This window comes from Gilvimarinus algae (assembly GCF_030518215.1).
Classification (GTDB): domain Bacteria; phylum Pseudomonadota; class Gammaproteobacteria; order Pseudomonadales; family Cellvibrionaceae; genus Gilvimarinus; species Gilvimarinus algae.
Genome location: NZ_JAULRT010000047.1, coordinates 171650 through 190901, shown reverse-complemented (window position 1 = coordinate 190901; position 19252 = coordinate 171650). Strand labels below are relative to the sequence as shown.

At 58.4% G+C, this 19252-nt stretch carries 18 protein-coding genes and 1 tRNA gene; 5 read left to right on the top strand and 14 right to left on the bottom strand.

What is annotated here, in order from left to right:
* The first annotated feature begins 456 nt into the window (after positions 1 to 456).
* Both QWI16_RS07210 and QWI16_RS07205 read left to right on the top strand, forming a co-directional pair.
* A tRNA-Pro gene (locus QWI16_RS07210) sits at positions 457 to 533 on the top strand.
* A gap of 29 nt (positions 534 to 562) precedes the next feature.
* The gene (locus tag QWI16_RS07205; protein ID WP_302712115.1) at positions 563 to 1972 is read left to right on the top strand and encodes a hypothetical protein; all 1410 of its coding nucleotides are present in this window, start codon (positions 563 to 565) and stop codon (positions 1970 to 1972) included.
* Positions 1973 to 1991: 19 nt separating this feature from the next.
* On the opposite strand, the gene panB is transcribed toward QWI16_RS07205, so the two are convergent.
* The 9 genes from panB to dksA form a co-directional block, all read right to left on the bottom strand.
* Positions 1992 to 2816: a 3-methyl-2-oxobutanoate hydroxymethyltransferase gene (gene panB, locus QWI16_RS07200; RefSeq protein ID WP_302712114.1), complete on the bottom strand. Its 825-nt coding sequence runs from the start codon at positions 2814 to 2816 to the stop codon at positions 1992 to 1994.
* 15 nt (positions 2817 to 2831) lie between these two features.
* A complete protein-coding gene (locus QWI16_RS07195; protein WP_302712113.1) occupies positions 2832 to 3515 on the bottom strand; it encodes a deoxynucleoside kinase in 684 nt (227 codons plus the stop codon).
* A gap of 29 nt (positions 3516 to 3544) precedes the next feature.
* Positions 3545 to 4042, bottom strand: a complete 498-nt coding sequence (folK, locus tag QWI16_RS07190; protein ID WP_302712112.1) for a 2-amino-4-hydroxy-6-hydroxymethyldihydropteridine diphosphokinase — start codon at positions 4040 to 4042, stop codon at positions 3545 to 3547.
* Positions 4039 to 5370 (bottom strand): polynucleotide adenylyltransferase PcnB, encoded by a 1332-nt coding sequence (gene pcnB / locus QWI16_RS07185; protein WP_302712111.1) that lies wholly within the window; start codon positions 5368 to 5370, stop codon positions 4039 to 4041. Before pcnB ends, folK begins: the two co-directional genes overlap by 4 nt.
* A 788-nt stretch (positions 5371 to 6158) precedes the next feature.
* Positions 6159 to 7559, bottom strand: coding sequence for a sigma-54-dependent transcriptional regulator (locus QWI16_RS07180; protein WP_302712109.1), 1401 nt, complete (start codon positions 7557 to 7559; stop codon positions 6159 to 6161).
* A gap of 6 nt (positions 7560 to 7565) precedes the next feature.
* Positions 7566 to 10604, bottom strand: coding sequence for an ATP-binding protein (locus QWI16_RS07175; protein WP_302712108.1), 3039 nt, complete (start codon positions 10602 to 10604; stop codon positions 7566 to 7568).
* Complete coding sequence (locus tag QWI16_RS07170; protein ID WP_302712107.1) at positions 10601 to 10771, bottom strand: hypothetical protein; 171 nt, start codon at positions 10769 to 10771, stop codon at positions 10601 to 10603. Before QWI16_RS07170 ends, QWI16_RS07175 begins: the two co-directional genes overlap by 4 nt.
* A complete protein-coding gene (gene gluQRS, locus QWI16_RS07165; protein ID WP_302712105.1) occupies positions 10768 to 11688 on the bottom strand; it encodes a tRNA glutamyl-Q(34) synthetase GluQRS in 921 nt (306 codons plus the stop codon). The genes QWI16_RS07170 and gluQRS overlap by 4 nt, the downstream gene beginning before the upstream one ends.
* A 48-nt stretch (positions 11689 to 11736) precedes the next feature.
* Complete coding sequence (gene dksA, locus QWI16_RS07160; protein ID WP_302712104.1) at positions 11737 to 12180, bottom strand: RNA polymerase-binding protein DksA; 444 nt, start codon at positions 12178 to 12180, stop codon at positions 11737 to 11739.
* Between the two features lie 274 nt (positions 12181 to 12454).
* Between dksA and sfsA the strand changes: the two genes are divergently transcribed.
* Positions 12455 to 13162, top strand: coding sequence for a DNA/RNA nuclease SfsA (gene sfsA / locus QWI16_RS07155; RefSeq protein ID WP_302712103.1), 708 nt, complete (start codon positions 12455 to 12457; stop codon positions 13160 to 13162).
* A gap of 5 nt (positions 13163 to 13167) precedes the next feature.
* Here the strand turns inward: sfsA and QWI16_RS07150 are convergent, their stop codons facing one another.
* The 5 genes from QWI16_RS07150 to QWI16_RS07130 all read right to left on the bottom strand — a co-directional run bounded on the left by QWI16_RS07150 (position 13168) and on the right by QWI16_RS07130 (position 17017).
* Positions 13168 to 13512 carry a Rieske (2Fe-2S) protein gene (locus QWI16_RS07150; RefSeq protein WP_302712102.1) on the bottom strand — a complete coding sequence of 115 codons (345 nt, stop codon included), beginning with the start codon at positions 13510 to 13512 and terminating at the stop codon, positions 13168 to 13170.
* A gap of 4 nt (positions 13513 to 13516) precedes the next feature.
* Positions 13517 to 14584, bottom strand: a complete 1068-nt coding sequence (locus tag QWI16_RS07145; protein ID WP_302712101.1) for a S1C family serine protease — start codon at positions 14582 to 14584, stop codon at positions 13517 to 13519.
* Positions 14581 to 15474 carry a protease HtpX gene (gene htpX, locus QWI16_RS07140; RefSeq protein WP_302712100.1) on the bottom strand — a complete coding sequence of 298 codons (894 nt, stop codon included), beginning with the start codon at positions 15472 to 15474 and terminating at the stop codon, positions 14581 to 14583. The genes QWI16_RS07145 and htpX overlap by 4 nt, the downstream gene beginning before the upstream one ends.
* Before the next feature lie 328 nt (positions 15475 to 15802).
* Positions 15803 to 16591, bottom strand: a complete 789-nt coding sequence (locus tag QWI16_RS07135; RefSeq protein ID WP_302712099.1) for a cyclic nucleotide-binding domain-containing protein — start codon at positions 16589 to 16591, stop codon at positions 15803 to 15805.
* Positions 16592 to 16738: 147 nt separating this feature from the next.
* Complete coding sequence (locus tag QWI16_RS07130; protein ID WP_302712098.1) at positions 16739 to 17017, bottom strand: TfoX/Sxy family protein; 279 nt, start codon at positions 17015 to 17017, stop codon at positions 16739 to 16741.
* A 181-nt stretch (positions 17018 to 17198) separates the two neighbouring features.
* Here QWI16_RS07130 and QWI16_RS07125 point away from each other — a divergent pair, with 181 nt between their 5' ends.
* Together QWI16_RS07125 and QWI16_RS07120 are read left to right on the top strand one after the other, a co-directional pair.
* Positions 17199 to 17891: a M15 family metallopeptidase gene (locus QWI16_RS07125; protein WP_302712097.1), complete on the top strand. Its 693-nt coding sequence runs from the start codon at positions 17199 to 17201 to the stop codon at positions 17889 to 17891.
* A complete protein-coding gene (locus QWI16_RS07120) occupies positions 17888 to 19246 on the top strand; it encodes an MFS transporter (protein ID WP_302712095.1) in 1359 nt (452 codons plus the stop codon). The genes QWI16_RS07125 and QWI16_RS07120 overlap by 4 nt, the downstream gene beginning before the upstream one ends.
* Positions 19247 to 19252 lie beyond the last annotated feature (6 nt).

Sequence of the window (19252 nt, the reverse complement as noted above, 5' to 3'; positions counted from 1 at the left end):
TCGCGTGATTGGCTCGGAATTCAATCCTGGTCAGGCCGAGGTTTTCCTTTGGCGACCCTTTTTACGATTATTGGTCAGGCATTAAGTGGGAGAATGTTCAATATATAGCCATATCATCTGCATACCCTCGTCGCTATCTCCAATTGATTTAAGGTCTACAGGCTTGGGGGTGGAAGTTTGGCGCTTGTGGGCAATACTTAAGGTACCGGAGGTTGAGAACAACTCCCTGAATCGGCCTCCGGGCGACCTCCGGGTCGATAGGATCTTTCCTTTAAGTTACTCCTAGAATGGTCTTCTTTACCGACGCTTCCCCCAAGGCGTCGGTTTTTTTATGCCGCGCGGCCGGGTGAGGTAAGAATCGCCTGTGCGCCGTTTACAATAAAATTGCCCATGCGCTATAATCGCGCGCTCTTTCAGAGCAGAGTCGCCGGCTGCGGCGGCCTCTAGTCTGACAGTCGGAGCGTAGCGCAGCCTGGTAGCGCACCTCGTTCGGGACGAGGGGGTCGGAGGTTCGAATCCTCTCGCTCCGACCACTATTCTTTTTCGGCGTGTACAAGGGACTATGGCGCGAACCGCGTGCGATTTTGTCAAAGGCGCCAAAGCCGCCTGGTACTGCGATCACTGCGACACGAAATACAGTGAGCAGTGCATTCCCGATGGCACCAATGCCATGTGGGGCCGAGCAGGTCCGGTGTGTATCCTCTGCCACTCACCACTGATCCCCGCAGACGATCCGCGCCTGCAGCTGCCTTTCTGGCAAGTGCTTCCCTATCTGTTTATCTACCCCCTTCATATCAATGCGCTCTTGGTTATGCTGGTAGGGGTTGGCGGTATTTTCGCTCTCGGCAATGGCCTACTCGCCATTTCCTATGCCCTGATATTTTCGATTATTCTGGTGAAATACTACGTCTCCCTGCTCGCCGACCGGGCGCAGGGGCGACGCTGGCCGCCGGGCCTGATCACTCTGGCAAAGCCCGATCCTCACTGGTTGTTTTTGCAGATGGTGGTGATCTACGCGCTGTTTGCGGCCGCGATTGTCGCCGCCGCAATCCTCGCCGATGTGCGTGTCGCGCTGGGTGTCGGCGCACTGGTGGCAGCGGCCCTGCCAGCCAGTATTATGATTCTGGCACTGGAAAAAAATTGTCTCAGAGCGGCAAACCCGCTGGATATCATCAATTTGATCGGTGCCATGGGGTTTGGACCCTATATTGCGCTGTGGATACTGACAGCTGTGATTGGCCTTGGGCCGGTGGCGCTTGAGCACTGGCTGATACCCGCGCTGGACACCTCTTACCATTTTGCGGTAGCCGTCGGCGCCGGTATTTATTTCTCCATGGTGATTCACGCGCTTATGGGCTATGCGCTCTACCAGTACCGCGATGCCATCGGTATTGTCGATATGGCTAGCGAGGAAAAGTCGCTGGATGAACCTGCGTTCCAGCGAGCCAGAAGCCTTGGCGCTGTTATTGTGCTGGAAAAAACCGGTGACTACGTCAGAGCGCGCGAGCAGATGCGCAGCTTGCTAGACATTTGCCGCGACGACCTCGATCTGCATCGTCATTATCAACGCCTACTGCTCAACACCCAGGACGAGCAGGCGATTGCCCGGCACACGGATTATCTGGCGGGTCTTCTACTAGAGGCGGGGCGGCAGGGTGAGGCGGTTGCCCTGCTCAGGCAAACCAGTGAACGCCAAAGCGATTACCGCATCGCCAGCGCAGCCGTCGCCGCGGCGGCGGCTGAAGCGCTCGGCAAGGCCAAAGAGTATCGCCTGTTGGTGAAATTGCTGGCCAATCTGCATAAGCGGGTAGCGCCGGATCAGAGTGTTGCCACTGCCTATACCTTGCTCGCCAAAGCCCTGGCGGGCCCTCTGGGCGAGCCGGAGAAAGCCCGGGCGGTGGCTGCCTACATCCTCAAGCACTACCCTCAGGCGCCGCAAGCGAAGTCGTTAAAAAGGTTGGTGCGCGTTTAGCAGGCAGAGTTAACAGGCTCTAGCTAAATTGATGCTCCGGGCCGGGAAACCGTCCGGTCTTGACGTCGTCACGATAGCATTTCAGTGCCCCCGGGATGTCGCCAGCCTGCTCGAGAAAGTTTTTGGAAAACTTCGGTGGTTGGGGCGTCAGGCCGAGAATGTCGTTGATCACCAGCACCTGGGCATCGGTTTCAGCGCCGGCGCCGATACCGATAACCGGCACCGCCGACGCCTGAGTGATTTGCTCGCCGAGCTCAGCGGGTACGCACTCCACAAGCAGCAGGTCGGCACCGGCATCGTTGAGTGCGCGGGTATCGTCCAGCAAAGTAGCGGCGCGCTCGGCATCGCGACCCTGCACCCGAAAGCCACCAAATTTATGCATGGACTGCGGTGTCAGGCCGATGTGAGCGCACACGGGTATCCCTCTGTCCGATAACATGCGGATGGTGTCGGTGAGCCATAGGCCGCCTTCAATTTTGACCATGTGGGCGCCCGCCTGCATGATCCGGGTGGCGTTGATCATGGCCTGCTCGGGAGTGGCGTAAGTCATAAAGGGAAGGTCGCCAATAATCAGCGATTTGTCATTGCCACGGGCGACGGCCTCAACGTGATAGATCATTTGCTCCATGGTCACGGGGATGACGCTGTCGTATCCCAATACGGTCATTCCCAGTGAGTCGCCGATCAGCACCACCTCTACCGAACACTTCTGCGCCATGGCTGCCATGGGGGCATCGTAGAGTGATACCACGACAAATTTTTCCTGGCCGCGCATCCGCCGCAGGGTCTGTATGGTGACTTTCTTCTCCAGACCGCCGGTGTTGTCTGCTTGTACATAGGGCATGGGTGAACTCCCCGGTTACAGAACCGGTGTGGGGTTGTAGTAGTGGCGTCCGCTTTTAATGGTGACGATATACTCAACCAATTGCTTGAAGTGATCGCGATTGTCCGCCAGGTTCAGATCCTGGGCGTTGACGATCAGCAGCGGCGCTGCGTCGTAGTAGTGGAAAAATGCCGTGTAGGCTTCGTTCAGCACTTTCAGGTAGTCGTCACTGATGGATTGCTCATAGGCAATACCCCTTTGCCGAACGCGCGCTTGCAGCACGTCCAGCGGCGCCTGCAGGTAAATGACCAGATCGGGCTTGGGAGCGTCGAGCGTGAGCTTTTCATAGACCTGCTGGTAGATGGCCAGTTCGTCATCGTCGAGGGTGACCTGGGCAAACAGCTGGTCTTTTTCAATCATAAAATCGGCAACACGTGCCTGGCGAAACAAATCGTCCTGGCGCAGTTGCTGTATTTGCCCGGCCCGCTGAAACAGGAAAAACAGCTGGGTCTGCAAGGCGACAGATTTGGGGTCGAGATAAAAGCGTTCGAGGAATGGGTTTTCCTCCGGTTGCTCAAGCAACAGATCGTAGTTGAAAAGGCGCGCCAGGTTGCGGCTGAGCGTGGTTTTCCCCACGCCGATAGGCCCTTCAATGGCGATGTAGCGAGGCAGTTCAACGCCATTGAGGTCTAAAGACAGCTTTTCAAACAAATCGGCCACACCGCACTCCTCTGTTGGCTGGGTCAATTCTAACCATCGCGCTCGGTGACGGCCAGCCCTTGCCGGTCGCACTGGGCGGCCAGCAGTGTGACCGACTCGCCATCGGGCAACCGCAGTCCCGGGGCAATATCGGCCAGGGGCACCAAGACAAAGGCGCGCTCTTTCATGTGGGGATGTGGGACGGTCAGGCGCTCGCTGTTGATGGTGCTCTCACCGTAGAGTAAGAGGTCGAGATCGAGGGTGCGAGGCCCCCAATGGACCAGTCGCTCACGATGATGAGCCTTTTCTATGGTTTGCAGTTGCTCGAGCAGGGCCGCAGCCGGTAGTTGGGTGTGCAGGCAGGCCACGGCGTTGATGAAGTCCGGTTGATCCTGGGGGCCCACCGGGCTCGACCGGTAGAAAGACGAGACATTGATCAGTTGCGACTGCGGCAGTTGTTCAAGGGCCGAGACGGCCCGGCGAAGCTGGTCGACGGGCTGGTTGAGGTTGCTGCCAAGGCCAATGTAGCAAAAAACCCCTGTGCTCACTCGCTGTTCCGCTTTGCCGGAGCCTTTTTGCGGGGGCTACGGCGCTTGCGGCCTTTACCGGGCGCTTTGATGGCGCTGACCATGCGTTCCCTTTCGCTCTCGTCGGCCGCCTGGAACTGGGTCCACCAGTTGCCGAGGCCATCGAGCGGCTCACCGGCGTCTTCGCGCAGCAGGGTAAAATCGTAGGCTGCGCGAAAGCGCGGGTGCTCAAGCATTTTAAAGGCGCGCCCACCGCTTCGAAGACTCAGGCGGTGCTGCATATCCCAGATCTCCCGCATGGGGATCAAAAAACGCTTGGGGATTGAGGTGCGAGCCAATTGCTGCCCCACCGCTTGACTGGCGGCTTCGGCAAAGGCCTGGCCCTGAGGCATGTTGCCGCTCAGCTGTATCAGGCGCGCCTGCTGTACGGGCCAGAGCAGGGCGGCAAAAATAAATGCGGGAGTCACCGATTTGCCGGCGCGAATGCGCTTGTCGGTGTTGCACATGCACTGCTCGACCAGCGCCAGGGCAACGGTGTCGCCCGCAGCGAGCTGCGCTTCTGTGCCGGGGAACAGTTGCCCAAACAGGCCCTGTTCTCTCAGCAGGTGGAAAGTGGCGGTGGCCGAGCCCGCGAGAAAAAGCTTCAGAACTTCTTCAAACAGCCGCGCCGGGGGAATATTGGCCAGCAGCGGCGCCAGTTCGGGTATGGGGGCCTGGGTTTTGCTCTCGATGGTAAACCCCAGCTTGGCGGCGAAGCGCACTGCCCGCAGCATTCTGACGGGGTCTTCCTGATAGCGGGTTGCCGGGTCGCCGATAATGCGCAGCACGCGCTTTTCAAGATCGTGGATGCCGCCGGTGTAATCGTGTACGGCAAACCCGTCGAGCGAGTAATAGAGCGCATTGACGGTAAAGTCACGGCGCACAGCGTCCGAGTGCACATTGCCGTAGACGTTGTCCCTGAGCACCATGCCGTGCTCGTTGCGCGCCGCATCGTGATGACCGCGGAAGGTCGTGACCTCTATCACCTCGCGGCCAAAACGCACATGCACAATGCGAAAGCGCCTGCCGACGATGCGGGCGCTGCGAAACAGCCCCTTGATTTGCTCTGGTTTGGCATTGGTGGCCACGTCAAAGTCTTTGGGATGGCCGCCGAGCAGCAGATCGCGCACCCCGCCGCCCACTAGATAGGCCTCGTAGCCGTGCTGGTTGAGTTGCTTCATTACCCGGATGGCCGCCTGGCTGATCAATTGGCGGGACACATTGTGCTGATCGCGGGGAATGATAATCGGTTGAGGAGGGCCGGCGGCGTTGCTTCGGGGGGATATCAGTTTAAACAGCCGTTTTAGCATAGAGCATTCTGTCGTTTGAGGGTAAAGCCTGCCTGGGAGTGCGAGCAACGCCGTAAAAGGCAGAGTTTAGCACGGCCACCGGAGAGGTGAAAGTTGGGGTAATTCAGCAAGTTAGAGGGCCGGAAAGCAAAACGGGAAAGCCGAGGCTTTCCCGCAGGATGGGCGGCACAATTAATGGCCTTGTCGAAACAGGGCGTTGCGTCCGTGCCCAATCCAAAATCACTTGCAATCCTTTCGGTGCCTAGTCAGTCGTTCCGCTTTGTCTTTTTATTATCGCCTTATTGTTATTGTATTCGTCGTTATTATTGTTTGTTGTTGTTCTTGTGTTTCAGTTTCTTATTGTTTGTTGTTGTTATTATTGAACTTATACGTTTTTTAATTGTTTGTTGTTGTTATTAGAAAGCTTCAGTTTCTTATTGTTTGTTGTTGTTATTGTGTTGTCGGTTTTTATTGTTTGTTGTTGTTATGCCCGCGGTATAAAGCACTCGGCGTGCCAAAAGCGTAAATTGTAATAATTTCAAAGGGTTAGTATTTTCGTAAAACCCTATATTCGATTTTGTTATTTCTAACGGTTACAGTCTTTCGGGCTAATTGTTACGTTGGGCCAAAAGGGGTAACAAATTGGCCGGGTAACAGGCCTGTGGCCGTGGGTAACGTTTTGGCGCCCCAGAGCGCAAAAGCGGCAAAATGCCGTTACTGTTGCCGGTATGGGTGTGATGGGGTTGGCGGTTGAGCTGTGACTCAACGGGGTTTTCAGGGCCGCAGGAAGCGGCCCAAGGGTAGGCGTGTTACTTGACGGTGGACTTGCGCCGGGGGATACCAAAACGCTGGCGGCGCTCCCAGAGGCACTTGCGGCTGACCCCGAGTTTCTTTGCCAGCTCGGTCTCACTCATGGTGTCCTGGTGCTCCAGCACGAAGCGCTGGAAGTAGTCCTCCAAAGACAGGTCCTCATTGGGGTCTTTGTGCCTGGGCTGGCTTCTGACGGCGTTGGCGGCCGCTTGGGCGTAGGGGTTGTCGTTGTCTTCGTCGTCGAGGCGCACCAGATCGAGATCAATCGCTAACAAGTCGTGGCTGATCTCGCGTTCATCTTCACACAGAATCACGGCCCGCTGCATGGCATTTTCCAGCTCGCGCACGTTGCCAGGCCAGGTATAGGTGGTAATGGCCTGGATGGCTTCTGGCGAGAGCTTGAGCCCCGGTTTGTTGAATTGCTGGCAATAGCGCTCCAGCAGACTCTCGGCCAGTATGAGGATGTCCCGTCCGCGATCGCGCAGCGGCGGCAGCTCCAGCTGAACGACGTTGATGCGGAAGTAGAGATCCTCGCGAAACTTGCCCTCCTGCGCCAGCGAGCGCAGATCGCGGTGGGTGGCCGCCACCAGCCGGACATCCACTTTGCGTGATTCCACAGACCCCAGCGGGCGTACTTCGCCCTCCTGCAGGACCCGCAGCAGCCGGGCCTGGGCTTCCAGCGGCAGCTCGCCGATTTCGTCGAGAAACAGGGTGCCGCCGTCGGCGGCGGCCACCAGGCCCTCGCGGGTACTGGCGGCGCCGGTAAAGGCGCCTTTTTCGTGGCCAAAGAGCTCGGACTCGATCAGCGTTTCCGGAATGGCCGCGCAGTTTACCGAGATCATTAATTCTTTGTGCCGCCGGCTCTGCTCGTGCAGAGAGCGGGCTACCAGTTCCTTACCCGTGCCGGTTTCGCCGTGGACTAAGACGGTGGCGTCGGTGGGCGCGACCTTGGCGATGCGCGAATACAGCTTCTTCATCACCTCGGAAGAGCCGATCATGCCGGTGACTTTGCTGTCGTCGCCGCTCGGGCGCGCGGCGTCTTTTTGCGAGTTGGCCTTGCCGATGACGCGCTTCACAGCGCCCACCATTTCATCGTGATCAAAGGGTTTGGCGATATAGTCGACCGCGCCCATGCGCATGGAGTCCACCGCCGAGCGCAGACTGGCGTAGCTGGTCATGATCAACACCGGCACGTCGCCGGCCAGCTTGATCAGGTCGGTGCCCGGCGCGCCGGGCAGGCGCAGATCGCTGATGATCAGTTGAAAGTCGCTGAGATTGAACTTTGAGGTGGCCTCACGTACTGAGGGGGCTTCGCTGACGTCGTACTTGTTGCGCTCGAGTAGCTTGCGCAGCGCCGTGCGGATGATGGCTTCGTCTTCAACAACCAGAATCTTAGTCATAGTGCGTCAATCGGCCTTGTCGGTTGCGTCAGTGTGCGTGCGGACCAGATTGTCCGGCAGCATCGAGTTGAGGTGACGCGGTAGTTTGATAACGATTTGCGCTCCGCGCTGAGTCGACGGGTTGGCGGGGCTGATTACATCCAGGCTGCCGCCGTGGTCGTCGACAATGCTGTATACCATGGCCAGCCCCAGCCCTGTGCCCTCGCCGGGATCCTTGGTGGTGAAAAACGGCTCAAGGATCTGATCAATGTGCTCGGGGGCTATGCCTTCACCCTCGTCCGTGACCGTGATTGTGATGTTGTCCTCATCTTCCTGGCTTTCTAGCATAACACGACCTTCCTCTTCGCTGGCATCCCGCGCATTGGACAGAAGGTTGATGAACACCTGAATCATCTGCTGCAGGTCGCCGGCAATAATGGCGTTGTCGGCGATGCGGTTGTCAAACACCACCTGGTTTTTGTCCTTTTGCAGCGACAGCAGGGCAATGGCCTCCTGAGCGCACTCGCGCAGCACCACGGCTTCAAACGCGCTCTTCTTGTTTTGCCCGCTGTGGGAGTAACTCACCAGTGACTGGACGATACGACTGACACGGTCGGTTTGGCTCAGTATCTGTTCGGCCGTTTCCAGAATTTCCGGGTTGTCCGACTCGTAGCGCAGATTCTGGCACAGGCAGGCGATACCGGTGATGGGGTTGCCAATTTCGTGGGCGACCCCGGCTGCCAGCCGGCCCACCGAGGCGAGCCGCTCTGAGTGAATCAGCTCCTGCTCGAGCAGCTGGGTCTCGGTCACATCTTCAAGCAGGATGACCTGATCGTACTCTTCTTTGGCAAAGCCCGGCTGCTGAGCCCGGCGCCCGGTGACGGGGCCTTCAATGGCCGCTTTGTGCAAACTGATCCAGTGTGGACGGCCACCCAGGGCGATTTCGTGGCGATAGAGGTGCTCATCTTCGCCCTCGGAGAAATTCAGCAACAGGTCGCACCAGGGTTGGGCCAAATCGTCCAGGTGCGAGCCGAGCACATCCTCGGCGGAAATGTGTGTCAGGCGGGACATGGCCCGGTTCCACATCAGGATTTCCTTGTCCCGTCCCAGGGAGCAGACCGCCATGGGCAGCTCTTGCAGTGTCTTGCGGTGGTACAGACGCAGGTTGTTGAGTTCGGCGGCCATACCGGTGAGGTGGCTGCGGTATTGGGACAGACGATTTTCAATCAGGTTGATATCGACGGTATCGCGCGCTTCGGCCAGTTTGTAGGGCAGGTGGTTGTCCATGATTTCACCGGCCACATGAATCCCCATCAGCCCCGAGAGGTTGGCCTCAAGCTGGTCGCGCAGGCGCCGCAGGGCGTAGGGGCGTCGCTCGGTGATGGCCAGCCCCAGCTGGCGCAGGGCGATATCCACCTCGCGGCTGGCGGTCACCTTGCCCAGGGGTTTTGCCAGGCGGGTCTTGAACTCGGCCGCCGAGTGCACATCCAGTGCCTGGCGCACTGGATGAGAGAGCTCATCTGCGGCACAGAGCTCGGCGCTGTAGGTTTCATCTTCGCTCTGGCGGGTGAGCAGAGACACACCGATAAAAATCAAGGTGTTGAGCCCGAGGGAGATCAAAGTGATCTCGCTCCAGTGACTCATGCCCACACTCAGAGAGCCATCGCCAAAGGGCACGGCGATCTCTTCCAGTCCGGTGAGCATGGGAATCAACAGGCCGATACCCCAGACCAGGGTGCCGGCGCTGAGGCCAGCGATAACGCCGCGGCGGTTGCCGCGCATCCAGAAGACAATGGCAAAAATGCCCGGGAGAAACTGCAGGGTTTCAATAAACGCCACCAGTGCCAGATGGAACAGGCTCTGGCGGTTGTCGAGCATCCAGTAAAACAGATAACCGCCGAGAAACAGCGCGGCAATGACCAGGCGGCGCAGCCAGAGCAGCTGGCTGTAGATATCCTGGCGCCGGCGCAGACGTAAGAACGGCAGCAACCAGTGGTTCATCACCATGGTGGACAACGCCAGGGTAATGACCACCATGGCGCCGGTGGAGGCCGAAAGCCCACCGATAAAGGCGAGAATGGTCAGGCTGTGGGACTCGGCCAGAATCGGCACGCCCAGGGTGAAGTACTGCGCGGGCAGGGGCACTGACAGCTCGAACCCCGCCCAGAGAATGGGGAATATTGGCAGAGCGAGAAACAGCAAAAACAGTGGAAACGCCCAGGTGACCGTGCGGGTGTTCCGCAGAATCGGGTTTTCCGCCACGCCCATGTGGAAGATGTGCGGCATGGTAACGGCGGTGGCGACAAACACCAGCAGCAGGGTGTGCGAGGCACCGTCGCGAATGGGTGAGTGCAGCAGGGCCAGGTTTTCCGGGTTGCGCTCGAGCCATTGCTCCAGACCGCTGAACCCGTCAAACACGCCGTAGACGGCGGCGAGACCAACCGCGCACAGGGCAAAGACTTTCAGCAGCGACTCAAACGCCATGGCGGTGATCAGACCCCGGTGGCGCTCGCGGTTGGAGCCGAAAAGAATGGTAAACAAGGCGAGAATGCCGCAGTAGGTCAGGGCCATCAGGTCCTTGAACGTCAGGCCTGTACCCACCGCTGGAATGGCCGGGTCGCGGCTCACTGTGAGAATGTGCATGGTGTCGGCGATGGCCTGAATCTGCAGCGCCATCAGCGGCAGAATCCCGAGCAGCATGCACAGAGTCGTCAGCGCGCCTATGCCGTGACTGTGGTAGCGGAACACCAGCAGGTCCGCCAGCGAGTGCACCTGGTGGCGCCGGGCAAGCTCGGTGATCGGTTCCAGCGCCACAGGCGCAAACAAAAACAGTGCGCCCGTACCCAGGTAATAGGCCAGCGCGCCATAGCCAAATTGGAACGCGAGATCAATAACCCCGTAAAAGGCCCAGGCGCTGGCAAAAATACCCAGCGACAAAATATAGGTCACCGGATGCTCGGTGATCCAGCGCGGCAACCAGCCTCGTTCGGTAATGGTGGCGATACCGAAAATCAGCAGCAGGTAAGCCAGGCAGAGCAGGGCAACGTGAGTTAATTCAAATGTCATGAGGGTTTCTTGCGGGCCTGCACAGCGTAGGCTATGGCGATCACCAGCACCCACATAATGTAGGGGCGGTACCAGGCGCCCTCCGGATTGACGATCCAGGTAAACAGCGTCGGAGAAAAGATATAGGCGATCAGCAGCAGCAATATCACCAGGCGCTGATTGTTCATAGGAGATCCGCTCTTTGTGTCAAGGGCGCATGGATCAGCGGTTCGCGGCGCCAGTGAGCAATGGCCCAGTCAAGCAGCGAGTCGCGCGGTGCGCCAGCGAGTTCTGAGGGGGGATTTTGCCTTAGAAAGACCAGCGCCTGCCAGAGGTTTTCCACGGCGCGTCGGTTATTCAGGGCCGGAGCATGGTTTTGCTTGCTCAGTTTGCGCCCCTCGGTGTCGCTGACTACAGGCACATGCGCGTAGTGGGGAGGGGCAGCGCCAAGAATCTCGAAAAAACGAAATTGCCGCGCTGTGACCGGCAGCAGGTCGGCGCCGCGCACCACATGGGTAATGCCCTGGCAGATATCGTCGGCGACTACCGCGAGCTGGTAGCCAAAGAGCCCGTCCTTGCGCCGGACAATAGCATCGCCCACATCCTGCGCCAAGTTTTGCCGCTGCGTGCCAGCCAGTAAATCGTCAAAGACCACCGTGTCGGGCAGGCGGGCGAGCGCGCCGGGCAAATCGTAAAGTTTCAGGCGCCAGGCGCACGGCTCTGCGCCGGTGGGCGCGTGACGGCAATGCCCGCTGTAGACCCCGCCCATGGCTTTGATGTCCTGTCGAGTGCAAGTGCAGGGGTAAATCAGTTGTCCGGCTTGCAGCTGCTCCAGCAGCGCCAGGTAGGCCTCGCTGCGTTGGCTCTGTTGCAGCACTTCGCCATCCCACTTCAGCCCGTGTTGCTCAAGCGCTTGCAGAATCAGGTCGGTGGCGCCGGGCTGTTCCCGGGGGGGGTCGATATCGTCAATGCGTACCAGCCATCGCCCCTGATGTGAGCGAGCATCCAAATAGCTGGCCAGGGCAGCCACCAGTGAGCCAAAGTGCAGCGGGCCTGAGGGAGAGGGGGCGAAGCGGCCGGTGTAAAGTGTGGCTGAGGAAGTCACGCTGAGTGGCCGAGCCGGGCTCTGCCCGGCGCGGGTGTGATCGGGGCCTTAGCCGCCGATCTGCTTTTCTTTAATTTCGTCCAAAGTTTTGCAGTCCACACACAGCGTGGCTGTGGGGCGCGCTTCCAGGCGGCGAATACCAATTTCTACGCCGCAGGCGTCGCAGTAACCGTAATCTTCGTTCTCGATCAGCTCCAGCGTGCTGTCGATTTTCTTGATCAGCTTGCGCTCGCGATCGCGGGTGCGCAGCTCAAGGCTGAACTCCTCTTCTTGGCTGGCACGATCGGCCGGATCAGGGAAATTAGCCGCTTCGTCTTTCATATGGCTCACGGTGCGGTCAACTTCTTCCATCAACTCTTTGCGCCAGGCCAGCAGCAGCTTCTGAAAGTGCTCGAGCTGGTTTTCGTTCATGTACTCTTCACCCTTTTTTTCCTTGTAGGGCGAAAAGGTTCTCAGCGTATAACTTTCGGCTTGAGTTGAGTTATTGGGCATAGTGCAACGCCTCTCGGTCTCCTGAGTCTGACAGGGGGTGACCCGCCAGCGATCTATAAATGGTTACTGATGCGCCTGTCTGGGATAAAAAGGCACTTCGCCAATCCTTCCTCCCGGGCCCGGCCGGGGCACAGCGGCGGAAGGACAGCGAAGCTACCAGATTCGAAAAAGCTGTGCCAGCATTTTTTGCACTTTTGTCGCCACTAGCCGCTGAATCCGGCGCTTTTTGCGCAGTTCGGCCTATAATGAGCGGCTTTTTAGCAGGGTTGACTCTATGACGGACGGCAAATGGCAAAAGGGCCAGCTGATCAAGCGTTATAAGCGCTTTTTGGCGGACGTGGTAACGGCTGACGGCGATACGCTGACACTGCACTGCCCGAATACGGGTTCAATGCGCCACTGCATTGTCGAGGGCAGCGACTGCTGGTACTCGCGAAGCGACAGCAAAACCCGCAAGTATCCCCATACCTGGGAAGTGGCGACCACGCCGACTGGGCATCTCGCCGGCATCAATACCGCCAGGGCCAATGGGCTGGTGCGGGCCGCTCTGGAGGCGGGTGTTATTGAGCCTTTAGCAGGCTACCCGCAAATACGAGCCGAGGTTCGCTACGGCAGTGAGAATTCGCGCATTGACTTTCTGCTCAGTGGCGAGACGGGTAACTGTTATGTCGAAGTGAAAAACGTCACCCTGATGGAGGCAGCGGGCGAGGGGCTTTTCCCCGATGCGGTGAGCACCCGAGGCAGTAAGCACCTGCGCGAACTCATGGCGACGGTGCAGGCCGGTCACAGAGCGGTCCTGCTGTTTTGTGTGCAGCATACAGGGGTTGAGTGGGTGAGCCCGGCGGATGCTATCGACCCGGCATACGGTCAAAATTTGCGCGAGGCGGCAGCAGCCGGTGTTGAAATTCTCGCCTATCGCGCGCGCATCGAGCCCGAGCACAGTCGCATTTTGCTCAGTGAAGCGCTGCCCGTCAGATTGTGAGCAAATCAGGCGCTGCGGATGCGGATCTTTCCCCCCGTCTCTTCGGTCTCCAACCGGATCAGCGATTGACCCGAGCAGGGGCCGGAAACGCACAGGCCCTCTTCAATGGTAAACAGGGCACCGTGATTGGCGCACTGGATCAGACTTTTGTCGAAGGACAGGAACTCGTTGGGCACCCACTCCAGAGGGATAAAGGCGTGGGGGCACAGGTTGCGGTAGGCGTACACCTGGCCCTTCTTGCGCACCACCACTACCGCCAGGGGCGAGGCCTCCTCGCCGTTAAGGGTAAAGCCGCGGCTCTCGCTCTCGGGCAGCTCATTGCTGAAGCACAGGGTTTGCCAGCTCTGCAAGGGCTTACTCCAGATTCGGCGCCGCCAGGGTCACCGTCGCCTGGCGGAGCTTGCCGTCGCGCACATAGTGCACAATGAGTGTATCGCCGGGTTTGCGCGCCTCCAGCAGGGTGAGAAATTCGTCGTAGTTGCGGGTGGGGTGGTCGTCCAGCGCGATGATGATGTCGCCCAGCTCCACTCGCCCCCAAGGGCCGCGCCTTGCGCCTTGCAAGCCAGCCTTTGCCGCCGGCATGCCCGCGGCCACGTGCAGCAGTGGGACGCCATCCACACCGGCGCGCTTTGCCCAATAGGCCGGCGCAAACTCCACGCCAAACACCGGTCGCACGAGACGGCCAAATTCAATCAGTTGGGGCACGATTTCCTTGACGATATTGACCGGTATGGCAAAGCCGATACCGGCGCTGGCACCGCTTGGACTGTAAATCATGGTATTGACGCCAATGAGCTCGCCGCGCGAGTTGAGCAGCGGGCCGCCGGAGTTGCCGGGGTTGATGGCCGCATCGGTCTGGATCACGTTGCGAATCTTGCGCTGGTTGGGCGCCTGAATCTCACGGCCCAGGGCACTGACCACCCCGGTGGTCAAGGTGGCATCCAAACCAAAGGGGTTGCCGATGGCGAGCACCTTGCGTCCCACGGCCAGTTCGTCGGAGTCGCCCAACGGCAGGGCATTTAGCTGCTCCTTGGGCGCTTCGATTTTCAGTACCGCCAGATCCTTATCGGGCGCCAGGCCGATCACCTCGGCGGGCCAGCTGGACTGATCCGGCAGAGTGATGGACACCTGCTGTGCGCCTTCAACCACGTGATAGTTGGTGACCACATAGCCGTCTTCGCTCCAGACAAAGCCAGTGCCGGCGCCGCTGGGTATGGATAAAAGATCAAACGAGCGCCGGTCGCGCACCACTTGCAGGCGATTGACATAGACCACCGAGGGGCTGGCAAACTCAAAGATCTCAATGGTGTTGCGTTCATCGTCGGTGGCAAAATCCGGCGCCTCAGCCAGTGCTCCAGGCGCGGCCGTCAGGCCGATAGCCACTGCCGCCCAGAGGCAATGTTTAAGCGTTGTAAGCATCATGGGGCTTTTTTCAGGGCTTCAATCCGCTCGTTTAACGGCGGATGGCTGGCAAACAGACGGGCCATATTCTGACTGAAGCCGCTGGAAATACCAAAGGCCTGAAGCCCCTTGGGCATAGGGCTGGGCGCACCGGCCTGGGTCTCAGCCTGCAGCCGTTGCAAAGCGCGGATCATACCCTCGCGGCTCGCCAGGTGTGCGCCGGCGGCATCGGCTCGGTATTCCCGGTAGCGGGAGAACGCCATCACAATCATGGAGGCCAAAAACGCCAGAATCACTTCGGCAATGATGGTGACCACATAGTAGCCAATGCCAACACCGCGCTCGGTTTTGAAGATCACCTTGTCGACTGTGTGGCCGATGATGCGGGCAAAGAACATCACAAAGGTGTTCACCACGCCCTGAATCAAAGTCAGCGTCACCATATCGCCGTTGGCCACGTGGCCTATTTCATGGGCCAGTACGGCGCGGGCTTCTTCTCGATCAAAGCGTTGTAGCAGGCCAGCGCTCACGGCCACGAGGGAGTTGTTACGGTTCCAGCCGGTAGCAAAGGCATTGGCCTGATTGGCGGGAAAGATACCTACCTCGGGCATGCCGATACCGGCTTTTTCGGCGAGATCGGCGACTGTCTGCATCAGCCAGATTTCATCGGGCGAGCGCGGGTTGCTGATAATCCGCGTGCCGGTGGTTTTCTTGGCGATGAACTTGGACAAAAACAGTGAAATAAACGCGCCACTAAAGCCAAAAACGGCGCAGAAAATCAGCAGGGCAGTCAGGTCTAGCCCGGTGCCGGACTCGTTCAGTATACGGTCCACACCCAGCAGGTTCAGAGTAATACTGGCGACCACCAGCACACCCAGGTTAGTTAATAGAAACAGGCCAATTCGCAGCACGGTAATACTCCTCGATAAACCGTTATATCGAGACGTATATGCCGTCGGCGGATGGATTTTCAATAGCTGACCAAAAGAAAAGTGGCCGCCCGAAGGCGGCCCAAGCAACCGTGATTAGCCAAGGCACCGAAGTGCCAGTGGTTTTGCGCCATAGGGCAAAACCGGAGGAGAAGATCAGACAATTGACTTGCAGGAAAATTGACCGACCCCCGGACGCGCATGACTGTGCGCGACCAGTTATGTAACGATAATTATTATCATTAGCGTTGTCAAGCGGTGCTCGGGATTTTTTTTGCGTGCTGTCGGCGGGGCCGTTAAATCGGTGGGGTCAGGCTTCCTGCACCGCCAGGAGCTGGCCGTTGAGCTGCTTGATCTTATCCGCCATTTCCTCGATCAGGCCGATACAGATGTGCGGTTGGTGCTCCACCAGCTCAATAAACTCTTCCTTGCGCACAGTCAGCACGGTGCAGTCGCTGGTAGCGACTACGCTGGCGATGCGCTTTTGGCCGGTAAAGACCGCCAGGGCGCCAAAGATCTCGTCGTTGAAAATTTGTCCGACCTTGACCCCGTCGCAGATGGCATCGGCGCTGCCCTCAAGCAGCGTATAGACCAAGTCCGCTTCATCGCCCTGGTGAATGATGGTTTCCCCCGGGGCGAAGTGCAGAAAGCCCGCGCTGGGTTGAAACTCTTTACGCATTTCCTGGGCGAGGGCCTGCTGATACCAGCTCAGCTGAGCCACCAGGTAATAGCTCCAGAGTTTTTGCAGGCTTTCGCTGCCGAAGACGTGAGTGATGAGCTCGTCGCGCTCAAGCGGCTGCAAGCGCACCGGGTCGTTGCTGGAAAAGGTGCCGGCCGGCAGGCTCAGCATACGCGTCAGACCAATCAGGTCGCCGCGCTCGAATTGGGCGACGGTCTTGCCCGCCATCTCAAAGCTGACCTGGCCGTCGAGAATCTGATAAATCTGGGAGGCAGGGCGCGAGTTGAACAGATCGGTGGCGGCGGTTAATGTCAGAACCGGGGCCGATGGTGTTAACCCCTCAAGCAGGTTTTTGGAAATGCTGGTTATCTTCTCGCCCAGTTCTGCAAGGGCTTCGCTTTCATGCGTGGCTAGATGCATGGTCTACCTGTCTTTATCGCTACCGAGGTGTCTGCCTGCCGGGCGGCAGGGTCAGGCCATACTATAGCAAGAGGGTATCTGGCTAAACCAGCGGTAAATGGCGCTTTGTTGACTCAGTCGAGACCCGCTGATTCAGCCTGGTGTCGATCAGGCATCGATGGCGGCAGACTTTTCTGCCTCGGCGACGAGCTGCGTTTTGAGATCGGGCGGCAGGTCGTTCCAGTGCACGTCCATCAAGGCTCCCTGCAGAGCGTAGAGCATGACTTTGGAGACGTTGATGTCGCGGTCTTTAATGCGCAAATAAGCGCCCACGGCGCCGATTTTCTGGAGGTCTTGATAGCTGTTAATACCAACAGCCCGGAGGATGTTTACGGATGCCATCCCCAGGTTTTTTAACTGAAGCAATTCGCTCTGCTCGGTCGCCATACCTACTTCGCTCCATTTTTGTTGTTCATTATATTTTGAATGCGACTATTAGCATCCATTTATAGCCTCGGGTTATATTACAGACTTGTACTGTAACTGCAAATACTTGACTCGCTTGAGGCGTCGACAAGGAGTAAAGTTTGCGCTAGCTCACATTCAACCATCCGGGGGTGACCCGATTATGAATTTCGAGTCGATTTCCGAGGCTCAGGCGCTCGGCCTCGACCCATCGCACCTGGTGGAAATCTCGCCCGGTTGCCTGATCCACGGAGCTATAGAGGCGCCGCTCAGCACCTTATACGACAAGTGCCGTGCCGATGGATGTGTGCTCAGCGTGGCCAGCGGCTACCGCAGCTTTGATCGCCAGCTCGCGATCTTCAATGCCAAGGCGCGGGGCGAGCGGGCGGTGCTCGACGATGCCGGCCGGCCGGTGGAAATGTCCGGGCTGAGTGAGCGCGAGCAGTTGTTTGCCATCTTGCGCTTTTCCGCCCTGCCCGGCGCCTCCCGTCACCACTGGGGCACCGACATCGACGTCTATGATGCGGCGGCCATCGAGCCGGACTACCGGGTCCGCTTAACCTACGATGAGTGCGCACAAGGCGGCGTTTTTGGGCGGTTGCACCAACACCTGGACAGCGCTTTAACCGCGGGCGGGGGTTTCTATCGCCCCTACGACTGTGATCGCGGCGGTGTGGCGCCTGAGCCCTGGCACTTAAGTTATGGTCCACTGGCCCGACGCTTTGAGCAGGTGTTGACGCGCGACTTGCTGGGGGATCAGTTGGCTGTCACAGACATTGAACTTAAGAGCGCCATACTCAACCACCTCGATGCCATCTATGCGCGCTTCGTTTGTCTACAGAAGAGGGACGTATGACCACTGACGATAAGAATAACAACAGTCAATTTGCCCTGCTGGGGCAGAGGCGCTTTTATCCGCTTTTTTGGACGCAGTTTGGCGGCGCCTTTAACGACAACTTTTATAAAAGCGCCCTGATGATGCTGTTTACTTATGGCAGTGTGGAGCGTTGGGGGTTGAGCGTGGATGTGCTTAACAACTTGGTCGCCGCCGCCCTGATTATCCCGTTTCTGCTGTTTGCGCCCATCGCTGGTCAGTACGCCGACCGGCTGGACAAGGCCGCTTTTGCCCGCGCCATCAAAGTCGCGGAAATTGTGATTATGATGCTCGGTGCGCTGGCCATTTGGCTCGGCAGCTCCGCGCTCTTGCTGCTGGTGATTTTTGGCACGGGTATTCAGTCGGCCTGTTTCAGTCCCATTAAATACGCGATTTTGCCCCAGCATGTCGCGCCGCGTGAATTGGTGGGTGCCAATGGTGTTTTGCACACGGGCACCTCGCTCGCGGTGTTTCTCGGGTTGATTGCGGGCACCTTGGCGCTGCAGTTCACAGGGGGGCAGTATGTGGTGGCAATAGGTGGGTTTCTAGTGGCCTGGGCGGGCTGGCGCCTGAGCCGGCGCATACCCCCGGCGCCACCCTCGCCATTGGCGCCTGAGCTTGTGCGCAACCCGTTTAAACAAACGCTGCGAACCCTGGCCTATGCCCGTGAGCGACATCTGGTTTTCTGGACCGTAATCGGACTGTCCTGGTATTGGTTTCTCGGTTCGGTGTATCTCACTCAATTGCCGAATTTTACCCGCGCGGTATTATCCGGCGCGGCTTCGGCGGTGACCTGTTTACTGGTGGCCTTTTTACTGGGTGTCTGCGCAGGGGCACTACTGTGCGAAAAAATCAGTCGGCGTTTGGTGGAGCCGGCGGTGGTGCCGCTCGGTGCGCTCTTGATTGCTTTGCTTGGCGCCGATTTGGCCTTTGCCGGGCAGGGGTTTGCCGCTGCCCATCCCCCCGCGGCCGAGGGGGAGCTCTACACGTTAATCCAGTTGCTGGCGCTGCCCGAATTTTGGCGTATTGCTCTGGACGTCCTTCTTCTTGGTGTGGCCGGTGGGCTCTACTCGGTTCCTTTGCAGGCGTTGATGCAGCAGGAGGCAAAGTCCGAGCACCGGGCACAGATCATTGCCGCCAATAACGTGTTTAATGCCCTGTTTATGATTGGCGCATCGGTCGCGGCGGTGATTTGTCTCGGGCAGTTGGACTTTACAATTCCACACTTTTTTATGCTCACCACCGCACTGCACTCGTTCATAATGATTGTGTTGTTTTTGCGTGAACCGATTTTCTTGAGTCGGGTCCGGCAGAGGTTTTCTCGATCCGCCGGATAACTTTTC